The sequence below is a fragment of the Segatella copri genome, from assembly GCF_002224675.1.
In the GTDB taxonomy this organism is placed as follows: domain Bacteria; phylum Bacteroidota; class Bacteroidia; order Bacteroidales; family Bacteroidaceae; genus Prevotella; species Prevotella copri_U.
Genome location: NZ_NMPZ01000005.1, coordinates 161218 through 175021, shown reverse-complemented (window position 1 = coordinate 175021; position 13804 = coordinate 161218). Strand labels below are relative to the sequence as shown.

Below are 13804 nucleotides of genomic sequence, written 5' to 3'. Positions count from 1 at the left end.
ATTGCCTATTTGTCTTTTGTCTCACACCGAACGGCGTGAACACGTGCATCGAACGATGTGAGTGCGTGCGGCGTTCGATGCACGTGCTTACACCGTTCGGTGCACGGCATATAATATACTCACTTTGCTCTATCAGAATAGTTATCTTACGCTGTTAGAATACACGTTTTGCACAGTTCTTGCTGTATGATACATAAAAAAGCCCTATATCCGAGCAGGGATATAGAGCTTTACGAGATTCATTTATTAAAACGTATTATCTATAGAAATCTAACCTTATTCAGTATGGATGCAATATTCTTCGTGTTTTTGAGTTTATCTATATATAGAATTGAATTTATCTCTCTATATATAATAAGGTGTAATTCAAAAAATGAATATGATGAAAAAGAATATTGCTATCGTGATGATGCTGTTGCTTTCTGCTATGGGGGCAATGGCGCAAGGTGGGGAGAATCCTGTAGGTAAATTCTCGGTGATACCCCGAGTAGGTGTGGCTATTGCCAATCTGAGTGATAATTCCATCTATCTGCCAACGGAAAACAACCGGGAGGTGAAATCCAAGAGTAAGGCGGGATTCCTGGGTGGACTCGATGTGGAGTATCGTGCCACAGATTACCTGGGTGTTTCTCTGGGTGCTTATTATGCCCGTCAGGGTGCCCGCTGGGGTGATTATGAGATGGCTGTGAATGGGGATACGGGTAATAATGGTATCAAGAAATATACGGGTGTGAAGGATCATCGCCTGAATCTTGACTATGTTCAGGTGCCTTTGATGCTGAAGGCATACGTGGCTCCTCAGTTTGCCATTATGGCTGGTGCACAGGTGGGGTTCTTGTGTGGAGATGGCAAGATGCTGTCGGAAGAAACTGATTTGGAGAAGGATAGTAAGACGGGTTCTACTCTTTACAAGGAAAGCCGGGATGTGGAAAGCACATACGCAGCCAAGAAGGTGAATGTGTCTATTCCTGTGGGTTTATCGTATGAGTATATGAATGTGATTCTGGATGCCCGCTATCATATCGGTTTGACCAAGGTGAATAAGGTAGATGGCGGAGATTCCAAGAACAAGGTCTTCACCTTTACGGTAGGCTATCGCTTTGCCCTTTAGTTGATTATATCACTTTTACTCCTTTAGCTGAAAAGAAAAAGCTCTATATCCTCAGTATTGAAGATATAGAGCTTTTTTCGAAACGATTATCCTACCTGGCTTCCTGGCTTTACCTGACCCAAGAGAGAGGTAACATTGAGTGAGCCATCGAAGTTAACGGCAGAGAGAATCATACCCTGACTCTCAATACCCATCATCTTGCGAGGAGCAAAGTTGGCAACGAAGAGTACATCCTTGCCGATCAGCTGCTCTGGCTCATAGTATGCAGCGATTCCTGAACAGATAGTACGCTCTACGCCTGAACCATCATCAATGGTGAACTTCAGGAGCTTCTTAGATTTCTTCACCTTCTCGCAGTTCAGAATGTGACCTACGCGGATGTCGAGCTTTTCGAAATCATCGAAGCTGACCTCTGGCTTGATAGGAGCAGCCTTGTAGGAAGCTTCCTCGTTAGCCTTCTTGGTGTCAGCGAGTTTCTGGAGCTGCTTCTCAATCACCTCATCCTCGATCTTCTCGAAGAGCAACTCAGGCTCACCAAGCTGTGTACCAGGCTTGAGGAGGTCTGTACTGCCCAACTGAGTCCACTCGAAGGTTGGCATATTGATCATCTTGCGGAGTTTCTCTGATGAGAATGGCAGGAATGGCTCAAAGGCGATGGCAAGGTTGGCAACCAGCTGGAGGGAGATGTTCAAGATGGTCTCCACACGCTTAGGATCGGTCTTCCAAACCTTCCAAGGCTCGCACTCTGTGATGTACTTGTTACCGATGCGTGCCAGGTTCATGGCCTCCTTCTGGGCCTCACGGAACTTGAATACGTCGAGATACTGCTCAACCTTCTCCTTCACATCCTTGAACTCAGCGATAGCCTTCTGGTCAACCTCCTGCAATTCGCCACAGGCAGGAACCACGCCGCCCCAGTATTTCTTGGTGAGTTGGAGAGCACGGTTTACGAAGTTACCATAAACGGCAACCAACTCAGAGTTATTGCGCTCCTGGAAATCCTTCCAGGTAAAGTTGTTATCCTTGGTCTCTGGAGCGTTGGCTGTCAATACATAGCGCAAGACATCCTGCTTGCCAGGGAGATCTACGAGATACTCGTGCAACCATACTGCCCAGTTGCGAGAGGTAGAAATCTTATCATCCTCAAGATTCAGGAACTCATTGGCTGGTACGTTATCCGGCAGGATATAGTCGCCGTGAGCCTTCAGCATGGTAGGGAAGATGATGCAGTGGAACACGATGTTGTCCTTTCCGATGAAGTGAACGAGACGTGTCTCTGGATCCTGCCACCACTTCTGCCATGTACCCCATTTCTCTGGCTGTGCATCGCAAAGCTCCTTGGTATTGGAGATGTAGCCGATTGGAGCATCAAACCAGACATAGAGAACCTTGCCTTCTGCTCCCTCTACAGGAACAGGAATACCCCAATCCAGGTCGCGGGTCATCGCACGAGGCTGCAGATCCATATCCAACCAGCTCTTGCACTGTCCGTAAACATTGGAACGCCACTCCTTGTGACCTTCCAGGATCCACTGCTTCAACCAGTCCTGATACTTGCCCAGTGGGAGATACCAGTTCTTGGTAGGCTTCTTGACGAGGCCATGACCAGGGTTGTTCTTATTGGTAGGGTTGATCAACTCTTCTGGAGAGAGGGTCGCACCACACTTCTCACACTGGTCACCGTATGCACCTTCTGCACCGCAGCGAGGGCAGGTACCCACGATGTTACGGTCGGTAAGGAACTCGCCGGTAACCTCATCGCAGAACTGCTCTTCTACTTTCTCCTCCAAAACGCCCTTATCGTAAAGAGTACGGAAGAAATCAGAAGCAAACTTATTGTGAACCTTAGAAGTTGTGCGGCTATAGATATCAAAAGAGATACCGAAATCCTCGAAGCTCTTCTTGATGAGGTTGTGATAGCGATCCACTACTTCCTGTACGGTAATGCCTTCCTTCTTGGCACGGATGGTGACAGGTACACCATGCTCGTCGCTACCGCCGATGAAAACAACGTCTTGCTTTTTAAGGCGAAGATAGCGTACGTAGATATCGGCTGGCACATAAACACCTGCCAGGTGGCCGATATGCACACCACCGTTAGCGTAAGGCAATGCTGCCGTAACAGTGGTACGTTTGAAATTCTTTTGTTCCATATTAGCTAATATATTTTTGTTATTTGGGTGCAAAATTACAAAAAAATGTTGGAAATGCGGAATAATTAGGTGCCCTTTTTCTCCTTTATATATATAATAAGGTGTAATTTGATAGTTTTAGATAGGAGAATTCTAAAACTCAGATACTAAAAAAGGCTCTAGCTTTCCAGCCCGAGCCTTTTTTGTACTTGCCCTTCAGGTCTTTCTGATAAGGGTAGCACAATCATTGTCATTTACTATTGTATTGAGTATTGCTGTTTTAATAATCAATCTTCTTACTGTGCAATAAAAAATACCCCTTCTTTGGACGAATTTCTTATATGTTTTGGCTGATAATTGTCTTAGAAATGTCCTCTTTCTGCCCAATCTCCCCTATCTAGTGTCCGATATCCGATAGCTTCTGCCAGGTGTTGAGGTTCTATCTGCTGGCTTCCGGCAAGGTCGGCAATGGTACGGGCAACTTTTAAGATACGGTTGTAGGCACGTGCAGAAAGGGATAGTTTCTCCATTGCCATTCTGAGGAGGTTGATTCCTTCCTCTGTTGGTTCCGCAAATTGATGAATCATACGTTCCGTCATCTGGGCATTACAGTGTATTCCCTTGAAATCCTTGAATCTTTCTGCCTGAATCTCTCGGGCTCTGATTACTCTTTCCCTGATTCTGGCACTTGGTTCGCCTGGGGCTGCCTTGGAGATGTCCTTGAAAGGTACAGGACTGATTTCGCACTGGATATCGATGCGGTCGAGTAACGGACCGGAAATCTTGTTCATGTAGCGTTGTATCTGTCCCGGGGTACAGACACAATGATGCGTAGGGTCACCATAGTAGCCGCAAGGACATGGGTTCATGCTTGCTACAAACATGAACGAGCAAGGGTAATCAATGGCGTATTTGGCTCTGCTGATGTTGATGTGGCGGTCTTCCAGAGGTTGGCGCAGAACTTCCAGGGTGGTTTTGTTGAACTCTGGCAATTCGTCACAGAAGAGCACGCCATTATGGGCAAGAGATATTTCGCCGGGTTGTGGAGAGGTTCCTCCACCTACCAGTGCTACTTGCGAGATGGTATGGTGAGGCGCCCTGAAAGGGCGCTGGGCAATGAGGGATACGTTCTTGGCTAATTTGCCAGCTATAGAATGTATTTGGGTAGTTTCCAGACTTTCTGAGAGAGTAAGGGGTGGAAGAATGGAGGGGAGACGCTTTGCCATCATAGATTTTCCCGAGCCGGGAGGACCTACCATGATGAGATTGTGACCGCCGGCAGCGGCTACTTCCAAGGCACGCTTCACGTTTTCCTGGCCCTTTACATCTGCGTAATCGTAGTCGCAATGAACCTGGTTCTCGTAAAACTCCTTGCGAGTATCTACAATGGTTGGGGTGGGGGATGATTTGTCGCCAAGAAACTGGATAACATCAAAGAGGTTTTTCATTCCATAAACCTCCAGATTGTTCACAACGGCAGCTTCCCGGGCGTTTTGTTCTGGTACAATCAGACCTTTGTAGTGTTCAGACCTTGCCTTGATGGCGATAGGTAGAGCTCCCTTGATAGGTTGCAATGTGCCGTCAAGGCTCAATTCGCCCACCATCATATATTCTTTGAGATGATCTTCGGGGATGTTGCCATTGGCGCCTAAAATGCCGATGGCTAGAGGTAGGTCGAAACTGCTGCCCTCCTTGCGCAGGTTGGCGGGTGCCAGGTTAATGGTAATGTCGGCTATTGGAAATTTATAGCCGCTATACTGCATGGCTGCTGCGATACGGTTACGGCTTTCCCTGACCGCTTCGTCGCCTAAGCCCGTAAGGTGATACATTACGCCTGTGTTGAGGCTGACTTCTACAGTTACAGTCGTGACTTCCAGTCCGTTGACTGCTGCACAATAGGTTTTTACTAACATAAGCTCTTTTTTAGAAGGTTAGAGCTCGCGGTATTATTTCAGCAGTTGGTCTAGTTTGTTGTATAGATCTTGCTTGTTAAGGCCTCGGGCTGTTATTTTTCCATTTTGAAGTATGATGTTGTCGGGCATCGAAGTGAGTCCCAACTTCTTCAAAGTCTTGTCTTCCAGCATTTCACCATTGCATACTACAGCCCAGTTGATAGAGTCGCGCTTCATATTCTCCTGGCAGCTGCTCTTGCTTGCATCCAGGCAGAAGCCCATCAGCTTGAGTTTGCCTTGTGATGAGCGTTGGCGCTTCTTCAACTCTCTCTGTATGTCCTGACTGTCATAATTGAATGTAGCCCAGGTATAGATGACTGCAACAGGTGAACTGATCAGGTCTGTACTGGAGATGAGTTTTCCTTTGGTGTCGTATGAAGTGAAAGTTGGTAATTTGGCACCAACTTCTGCATCTTTCATGGCAGAAATCTGCTGCTTCAGTTTACCTACCTGAATATTCTTAGGCTGTTCTTTCTCCAGCAGAGTAAGGAGAGAGAGGGCTTTCTTGTAATCTGGTTGAGGTGTGGCAATGAAGTATTTCTTGATGAGAAAGAGGCTTACTACCGATTTTGCGTTGTCTTCGATGAAGAGTTCTGCCTGTTTCTTTTCCTGTGGAGGAGTATTGCCAAGAATTGATTTGCGGAATTTGGTCATCAGCTCATTGTTCTTGGTGCCCTTTACCTCCATTTCCTTCAAGTGGGAAGCATCGCCTTTCAGCTCCACAGATTCTCCTGATTCTGCGAAGATAGGTTGCTCAGAGAAATTTGGGAAAACGATCATCAGCGTACAATCGTCATGGCAGGGCATCTCGTATGTGAATCTACCGCCTACAACTTTGATGGTATCCACGCCTTCCATGCCGCCATCTGTGCTATAAACATAAAATTCACCTTGATTCATATTTAAAAATTTGCCCTCAAGTTTAAAGTGACCACTACTGACACCACATGATGTTAGTAAAATCGATGAAATAAGAAATATGATGTATGCAAATTTTTTCATAAGAAAAATTTTAAGGGAGGAGTGCCGCGAGCGGGACTCGAACCCGCACAGCCATTACTGGCCAAGGGATTTTAAGTCCCTCGTGTCTACCAATTCCACCATTGCGGCATGGTAAACGTTAGAGTTGGAGCGGAAAACGGGACTCGGACCCGCGACCCCAACCTTGGCAAGGTTGTGCTCTACCAACTGAGCTATTTCCGCGTTACTTAATTGCGAGTGCAAAGGTAATATAATTTCCCGGTTCCACCAAATGGATTTACAACTTTTAAGAAAAAACACGCCATTTTTCTTCAAAAACGTGCATTTTTTCTCGTAGAAACCTAATTTCCTACTGTCAGCACGCTGCCAATACCTGTGTAGGTTACCCGATATTGCATCAGCATCTTGTCTTCTTTTCCATGTCCACCGCTTGTGATGGTACCATTTTCAAGGCTATATACTCTTTTGCATTTGTTGCAGATCACCGATTGTCTGTTGCCTGTCCACTCCAGCGGATAGTTGGTACCGCCATATTGCAGGATGCAGTTCAGGCATTGTCTGTCCCATGCTACATAGCCATTGAAGTTGGATGTGCCGAGGATGAAACCATTCTTGGTGGCATCCTTCTGGTCGTTTCCTGCTCCTAGATAGCTATAGTTGGCATAGTTTTCTTTGGCTGTAGAGAGGACGATGGTTTCAGTATGGCTCTTGCCATCGTTGAGGGTGGAATAGATATTCCAGGCACCATTTACCTTTTTGGCACTAATCATGGTGTAGGTGCCGGCTCCTTGGAGAGCAGTCTCAATGCTGCTTCCTGGATGGTAGATGGTTCGGAAGATAAACTGGCATGGGTATCGGGTGCTGATGCTGTTGTCTGCATCGCAGGATGCCAGAAGCGAGGAGGAAAGAATGAGACAGATACACAAAAAGGTGAAGAGCACAGCTTTTGCTGCCATACTCTTCACCTTATTATATATATACACCTTATTATATATATGATTATATATAGATGTTTTTTTCTTCATTGAGTTCAAAAGATTCTAATGTATTAAGAGATTTCTTTGATTTCAAGATTCTCTTTGATTTCATGGGATATCCTTTATTTCAAGAGATTCTTTTCTGCATTCTCCATACGCTCGAAATGGAACTCAGAGAGAGTCTGTTCCATGAGTGCCTGGATCTTGTCGTTGCAGAGATTGCCGATGCTTCCCTCATGGGTATGATGGATATCCTTGTTAGGCTTGAATTCACCAGCTTCAATCTCCAGTCCCACAGTCTTGTAGGCATCACGGAATGGCATTCCGTTAGCGGCAAGCTGATTTACTTCCTCAACAGAGAACATCGGATCATAACGAGGATCATCGAGGATGTGCTCGTTAACCTCCATCTTGTTGATGATGTAGGCAGCCATCTGCAGACAGTCTTTCAACTCGTCGAAAGCTGGGAGGAATACTTCCTTGATAATCTGAAGATCACGGAAATAACCTACAGGCAGGTTGTTCATGATGAGCATAATCTGCTGTGGCAAGCTCTGGAGCTTGTTGCTCTTGGCACGAATCAGCTCGAATACGTCTGGGTTCTTCTTGTGAGGCATGATGCTTGAACCGGTGGTACACTCCTTAGGCAACTTCACGAAGCCGAAGTTCTGACAGTTGAACATGCAGGCATCGAAAGCCATCTTTGCCAGGGTTCCTGCCACGCTAGCTATGGCAAAAGCTACGTTGCGCTCCATCTTTCCTCTACCCATCTGGGCATAGACTACATTATAGTCCATGCTGTCGAAACCGAGCAGTTCGGTTGTCATGGTACGGTTCAGAGGGAAAGAGCTGCCGTAGCCTGCTGCGCTACCCAGAGGATTGCGGTTGGTCATACGGTAGGCTGCCTGAAGGAAGAGCATATCGTCAGCAAGTCCTTCTGCATAAGCGCCAAACCAGAGTCCGAAAGATGAAGGCATTGCCACCTGCAGGTGGGTGTAGCCAGGCATCAATACGTTCTTATATTGGTTGCTCTTCTGGATCAGCTCGTCGAAGAGAATCTTGACCGCATCAACAATCTCCTTCAACTCGTGACGGGTGAAGAGCTTGAGATCTACCAAAACCTGGTCATTGCGTGAGCGTCCTGAATGAATCTTTTTGCCCATATCGCCCAGTTTCTGGGTAAGCATCAGTTCTACTTGGGAATGAACATCCTCCACGCCGTCTTCGATGACAAACTCGCCTTTCTCGGCGATGGCGTAGATATTCTTCAATTCTGCGAGGAGCTGGGTAAGCTCATCCTTTTCCAAAAGTCCGATGCTTTCGAGCATGGTGATGTGTGCCATACTGCCAAGCACATCGTATTTGGCGAGATAGAGGTCGAGCTCACGGTCGCGACCTACGGTGAATCGTTCGATTTCCTTGTTTACTTCAAAGTTCTTTTCCCAAAGTTTATGTGCCATAATTTCTTTATTTTTAATCCTGGTAAGGAATCATCGCCAGTGCATCTGCAATCTTCTCGATGCCTTCCTGCAATGGCTTCTTCACCATACCCTTGATAAACATATTGAGCTCAGCCTTGATGGTGAGTTTCATCTTGCAAGAAAATTCTCCTGTAGGGAGCAGCTGAATCCAGAAATTGAATGGGATAGGGCTGTTCTCTGTTTCAAACTTGATGGTTTTTGGAAAATCTCTGTCGATGATGCGCATCTTGAGGTCGCCCACCATAGGAGCGTTGATAGTGATGCTGTCGCTGTCGAATCTCAGATCCTTGAGTTTCTCCATTTCCTTTCTCTTGTCCTCAGGAATCTGGTCTTTCACCTGCTCGAAGCGATCTTTGAGCACCTGCAGGTTGTTGAGGTCGCTCAAAGTATTAAAAACAGATTCCTGCTTGTGAGGAATCTGTTTGATATTACTTTCGAATGTACTTGTACTCATTATTGATGGGTAAAAAATTACTTCTTCCAGTTAGCTGGATCCTTGCGCCACTCGTGGAGCAACTCTACGTCTTCCTGCTTGATGTAACCAGTCTCGAGAGCCTCTTCTACCACGTGCTCGTAGTCTGTAAGAGTAACCAACTTCACGTTAGCATCAGCGAAAGCCTTCTCTGCTACTGGGAAACCGTAAGTGTAGCTAGCTACCATACCTACAATCTCGTTGCCGTTCTTGCGAAGAGCCTCTACAGCCTTGAGTGAGCTGCCGCCTGTAGAAATCAAATCCTCTACAACAACAACCTTAGCCTTAGGATCGAGCTCACCTTCGATGAGGTTCTGCATACCGTGATCCTTTGGTTTAGAACGAACGTAAACGAAAGGCAAGTTCAATTCGTCAGCCACCAATGCACCCTGTGCAATAGCGCCAGTAGCTACACCTGCAACAGCGTCAGCCTCTGGGAACTGCTCCAGGATGGCGTGTACGAGTTCGAGCTTCACATAGTTGCGGAGTTCTGGGAAAGAGAGGGTCTTGCGGTTGTCACAATAGAAAGGAGACTTCCAACCAGAAGCCCAAGTGAAAGGATCGTTAGGCTGCAATTTGATAGCCTTAACCTTCAATAACTTAGATGCGAATTCTTTCTTTAGCTTGTCCATAATTCTATAAGGATTAAATAATTATAATTTATATCTGCAAAGGTACGACAAAAAAATGATTAATCATCATAAATGGCTTATTAATTATAGATTTTTAATCGTGTGTCCATCCGATGGTGGTGATGCTGAATTTCATCTTGCCTGCCTTCTGCAGTTCTTCGCAGCAGGAGATGAGGGTGGCGCCTGTGGTGCAGACGTCATCTACGATAAGCAGATGCTTGCCGGCAAGATCGGTGATGGGATGTTTGCCGTCTTTGTCGTGATAGGTATCTGATAGCTGGAATACATGCTTTACGTTTTCCAGTCGCTGCCATCTGTCCTTATGGGTTTGACTTTCGGTGAAGGTTACTCGTCGGATGGCATCTGTGATAATGGGGAGATGGGTTCTTTCCTGTATTCCTCTGGCTATTTCCTCGCTCTGATTATAGCCGCGGGTCTTCCTTCTTGACTTCGTGATGGGGATAGGGATGATGGCATCTATATCCTTGAAGAAGTCTGATTCGATACCTTTGCTGGCGATGAGTCTGCCCAGATAGTTTCCGGTATCTGGACGATGATGGTATTTCAGTTTGTAGATGATGTAACTTGGATTGGAGTGGCTGTGATAATAGAAGAGGGCGGCGCATTTTTCGATAGGAATGCGCCCCCAGAACATCTTAGCCATATTGTTCTCATAGGGGGCTTCCCAGGTTGGGGTAATCGGGAGGTCCTGGAGACAGGTGGCGCATAGCATCTCCTCTGTGCCCAACAGTCGCTCATCGCAGATGGCACAGTAACGGGGAAAGAGAAAATCTATGATGTTTCCTAACAGGCTGAGCTTCATGTCGTTACTTTGAACTTTGAAATTTGAACATTGAACTTTATGATTAGCTTCTAATGTTTACTTTGAATTTAAACCTTTAGAAGTCGTCTTCGAAATCGATGTCTCCCAGATCTTCTTCTTTCATTTTGTCGATGCATTTGTGAATTACATCCATACTATAGCCTCTGCCGAGGGCGAAGCGGATGAGTTTCATCGAGCGTTCGTAGTCGTTTTTGGCTTTGATGTTTTTGTATTTGTTTTTTAGGAGAGGAAGGAGGGTTTCCAAATACATGTCGTCCTCGATTTCTTCGAAGATTGGGTCGGAGATTTCCTTCGGGATGTGCTTCATCCAGAGCGCCTGTTCCACTTTCCTGCGGCCCCATTTGTTGTATTTTATCTTGTCGTTGATAAAGAAGCGGGTGAATCGCTCGTCATCGATGAATTTCTTCTGGGTCAGGAATTCCATATTTCGGGCGATGGCATCCTCTGGGAGTTCCCACTTCTTCATCTTGTCGAGCATTTCCTGCGAGCAATGTTCGGCTTGTGTGCAGAGAGTGGTGAGCTTCAGGAGTGCCTGCTGCTCTGTCATCGGCTTCTTGGGGCGCTTGGAGTTGTTATAATATTCCATAATGCATTTATGTTTTATTGGGAGGATTACAAATCCTCCGGTTTTGATAGGTCGAACCTTTTTTTACTGCGGATTGCAAATCCGCAGGGACGCCTGGCGGTGGATTTTCTGGAATCACCAGGCGTTGTCTTCCGTTAGGCGTTGTCTTCCGTTAGGCGTTCCGCCGGATTTGCAATCCGGCGTCAAAAAATGTTCGACCCTATTATTTTGCGGATTTGCAATCCGCTTATCTAATAGACTATTTCATAGCTCGCATCATTCTCTTCTTTCCGAAAGCATCTTCTTTGGTTTCAATATTCTTGAAGCCAAATCCTTCGAGCATTTCTCTTGTCTCCTTTTCGTAAAGAGGGTTGATTTCGAAATAGAGCATGCCCCAGCTTCGCAATTCTGTTGAAGCGAACTCGGCGATAGCTCGATAGAACTTCAGTGGATCTTCATCGGGAACAAAGAGGGCGAGATCGGGCTCGTAATCAAGGACGTTTTTCTCCATATCTGCTTTCTCCTTTTCGCAGATATAAGGAGGATTGCTCACGATGATGTCTGCTTTAAAATGTTCTTCTCTGTTTGTTTTACACATTTCAAGCAAGTCAAAGATATCGACATTTTTGAAGATAGCTTTGGACGCTAACTGCTTGGCATTCTTTGTGGCAACATTGCAGGCAGAGTCGGAAATGTCTATTCCTAATACTTCTGAATCTGGAATGTCAAGGCTTATGGTAATGGCAATACAGCCAGAGCCGGTACAGAGATCCATGATTCTTGGTCGAGGAGAGGCTAGTTTAGTATGTCTAGCTTTTTTATAACAATGTACCATTTTGATGAGGAATCTCAAACGTGAATATTTGCGTTTGAACCATCCTTTTCCCTCAAACAAGTTTACGTCTTCAAGGGCAACGTCAGGGCTGATGTTAAATTCTTCTCTGATAATTGCCTCTTCTTTTTTCAAGTTCTCGTTCTGTGTTTCCGCAATCCATTGGCAAAGCTCGGCGGTCTCTGGTCTTGGGATGAGCACGCCCGGCTCTACATGGAAGGTTCTTCCTGCAAAGTCGGTCTGCCCCAGCACGTACTGCACTGGCTCGCCTTTTTGCAGTCTATAGACAATTTCTTCGAGTTTTTTGCCCTCGTCTGCGGATAATTCATTAACTTTGCCGCCGATAATGTCGGTCAGAGTCATTCCGTACTTCACATCAAGCACGGTGCGGACGATAGCCTGTGCTTCGCCAGCATCATAAAGTGGGGTGAGGGATTGCCAAAGTTGCTGATACGTTTTCATCTTGATATTGCTTGTTGCGATTTGATATTGCTTGTTGCAATTTGATTTGAGAGCAAAGGTACGACATTTTATCGAAAATGAGTAAGAAAAACGAAGAAAAATAGGATATGGAACAAAATAAAGTATCTTTTCAGAATCCGCTGACGGGCGAACCGCTTTGCCAGCAGGAGATAGATGAAATGTTCATGCGCCGCTGCCTGCAGTTGGCGAAGAACGGTAGGCAGAATGCGAAGCCTAATCCGATGGTGGGCGCCGTCATCGTGAGCGAAGAGGGCAGAATCATCGGAGAGGGCTATCATGTAAGATGTGGTGAGGGGCACGCTGAAGTCAATGCCTTTGCTTCTGTGAAGCCCGAAGATGAGCATCTGCTGAAGGAAGCCACCATCTACGTGAGTCTCGAACCCTGTTCTCATTATGGCAAGACGCCTCCTTGTGCCGACCTTATCGTAAGAAAAGGTGTAAGGAGATGTGTCTGTGGCTGCGTGGATCCTTTTGCCAAGGTTCAGGGGCGTGGAATCCAGAAGATTCGCGAGGCAGGAATCGAGGTAACAGTAGGCGTTCTGGAGTCGGAATGCCTCGAACTGAACAAGCGCTTCATCACCTTCAATACCCATCAGCGACCATACATCATCCTGAAATGGGCGCAGACTGCGAATGGTTTTCTGGATAATAATTATCAGGGAATGGCGATTTCGTCGCCTTTTACCAAGATGCTTTCGCATAAGCTTCGTGCCGAGAACGATGCCATCCTGGTGGGTAGAATCACCGATGAGCGTGACCATAGCCAGCTCAACGTAAGAGACTGGAGCGGCAAGGATCCGATGCGACTGGTCATCGACCGCCATCATCCTTGTTTCGAGGGTTTGGATTTCTCCAAGGGTAAGGAAGAGGTATTGAAGCAGATGATGCAGTACCTATATAATAATAAGGTGCAATCGCTGATAGTAGAAGGTGGTGCCATCACCCATCAGGCTTTCCTCGATGCCGGATTATGGGATGAAATCAGGGTAGAAACATCTTTATCCACATCTGTGGAAAACGTGGTAACTGCCGGAACAGCAGCACCAAAGCTTCCTCATAACATCCGGTTAATCAACCATGAGGTGTATGATAATAATATAATAAATAATTACGAACGAGTATGAGCAATAGATTTACATCGCGCCTGAGCGATAACGATGATTTCAAGCGAGACGAGTTGATTCGCAAGATAGAGCATTCTGTGGAGCACATGACGCTCGCTGAACTGGAAGCCCTGTCGTATGATATGTTTACCAAGGGTTACATCCAGGATTACTAAACATTCAAACATCATACAATATAAAAAAGGTGGGTGCTACAACAATTCGTGTAGCACCCACTT

General features: G+C 46.1%; 13 protein-coding genes and 2 tRNA genes. 3 read left to right on the top strand and 12 right to left on the bottom strand.

What is annotated here, in order from left to right; all coding sequences use genetic code 11:
* Positions 1–379 precede the first annotated feature (379 nt).
* The gene (locus CFT61_RS04815; protein ID WP_176425502.1) at positions 380–1111 is read left to right on the top strand and encodes a porin family protein; all 732 of its coding nucleotides are present in this window, start codon (positions 380–382) and stop codon (positions 1109–1111) included.
* 86 nt (positions 1112–1197) lie between these two features.
* Here CFT61_RS04815 and metG read toward each other — a convergent pair whose 3' ends face one another.
* The 12 genes from metG to CFT61_RS17195 form a co-directional block, all read right to left on the bottom strand.
* Positions 1198–3264 (bottom strand): methionine--tRNA ligase, encoded by a 2067-nt coding sequence (gene metG / locus CFT61_RS04810; protein ID WP_089543326.1) that lies wholly within the window; start codon positions 3262–3264, stop codon positions 1198–1200.
* 341 nt (positions 3265–3605) lie between these two features.
* Positions 3606–5156 carry a YifB family Mg chelatase-like AAA ATPase gene (locus CFT61_RS04805; RefSeq protein ID WP_089543325.1) on the bottom strand — a complete coding sequence of 517 codons (1551 nt, stop codon included), beginning with the start codon at positions 5154–5156 and terminating at the stop codon, positions 3606–3608.
* A gap of 33 nt (positions 5157–5189) precedes the next feature.
* Positions 5190–6197, bottom strand: a complete 1008-nt coding sequence (locus CFT61_RS04800; RefSeq protein ID WP_089543324.1) for a DUF4369 domain-containing protein — start codon at positions 6195–6197, stop codon at positions 5190–5192.
* A 22-nt stretch (positions 6198–6219) separates the two neighbouring features.
* Positions 6220–6305: transfer RNA gene (locus tag CFT61_RS04795), tRNA-Leu, on the bottom strand.
* 17 nt (positions 6306–6322) lie between these two features.
* Positions 6323–6398: transfer RNA gene (locus CFT61_RS04790), tRNA-Gly, on the bottom strand.
* A 119-nt stretch (positions 6399–6517) separates the two neighbouring features.
* On the bottom strand, positions 6518–7201 hold the full coding sequence (locus tag CFT61_RS04785) for a hypothetical protein (RefSeq protein ID WP_089543323.1): 684 nt from the start codon (positions 7199–7201) through the stop codon (positions 6518–6520).
* A 74-nt stretch (positions 7202–7275) separates the two neighbouring features.
* Positions 7276–8613 carry an argininosuccinate lyase gene (gene argH, locus CFT61_RS04780; RefSeq protein WP_089543322.1) on the bottom strand — a complete coding sequence of 446 codons (1338 nt, stop codon included), beginning with the start codon at positions 8611–8613 and terminating at the stop codon, positions 7276–7278.
* Between the two features lie 13 nt (positions 8614–8626).
* Positions 8627–9088, bottom strand: coding sequence for a polyketide cyclase (locus tag CFT61_RS04775; RefSeq protein ID WP_089543321.1), 462 nt, complete (start codon positions 9086–9088; stop codon positions 8627–8629).
* Between the two features lie 17 nt (positions 9089–9105).
* Positions 9106–9738 (bottom strand): orotate phosphoribosyltransferase, encoded by a 633-nt coding sequence (pyrE, locus tag CFT61_RS04770; protein ID WP_089543320.1) that lies wholly within the window; start codon positions 9736–9738, stop codon positions 9106–9108.
* A gap of 94 nt (positions 9739–9832) precedes the next feature.
* Positions 9833–10561 carry a ComF family protein gene (locus CFT61_RS04765; RefSeq protein WP_089543319.1) on the bottom strand — a complete coding sequence of 243 codons (729 nt, stop codon included), beginning with the start codon at positions 10559–10561 and terminating at the stop codon, positions 9833–9835.
* A gap of 76 nt (positions 10562–10637) precedes the next feature.
* On the bottom strand, positions 10638–11168 hold the full coding sequence (locus CFT61_RS04760; protein WP_089543318.1) for a regulatory protein RecX: 531 nt from the start codon (positions 11166–11168) through the stop codon (positions 10638–10640).
* A gap of 238 nt (positions 11169–11406) precedes the next feature.
* Positions 11407–12441 carry a N5-glutamine methyltransferase family protein gene (locus CFT61_RS17195; RefSeq protein WP_254918855.1) on the bottom strand — a complete coding sequence of 345 codons (1035 nt, stop codon included), beginning with the start codon at positions 12439–12441 and terminating at the stop codon, positions 11407–11409.
* A 107-nt stretch (positions 12442–12548) separates the two neighbouring features.
* On the opposite strand from CFT61_RS17195, the gene ribD reads away from it, so the two are divergent.
* Positions 12549–13586: a bifunctional diaminohydroxyphosphoribosylaminopyrimidine deaminase/5-amino-6-(5-phosphoribosylamino)uracil reductase RibD gene (ribD, locus tag CFT61_RS04750; RefSeq protein WP_089543317.1), complete on the top strand. Its 1038-nt coding sequence runs from the start codon at positions 12549–12551 to the stop codon at positions 13584–13586.
* A complete protein-coding gene (locus CFT61_RS16860) occupies positions 13583–13741 on the top strand; it encodes a hypothetical protein (RefSeq protein ID WP_176425501.1) in 159 nt (52 codons plus the stop codon). Before ribD ends, CFT61_RS16860 begins: the two co-directional genes overlap by 4 nt.
* The last annotated feature ends 63 nt before the right edge of the window (positions 13742–13804 follow it).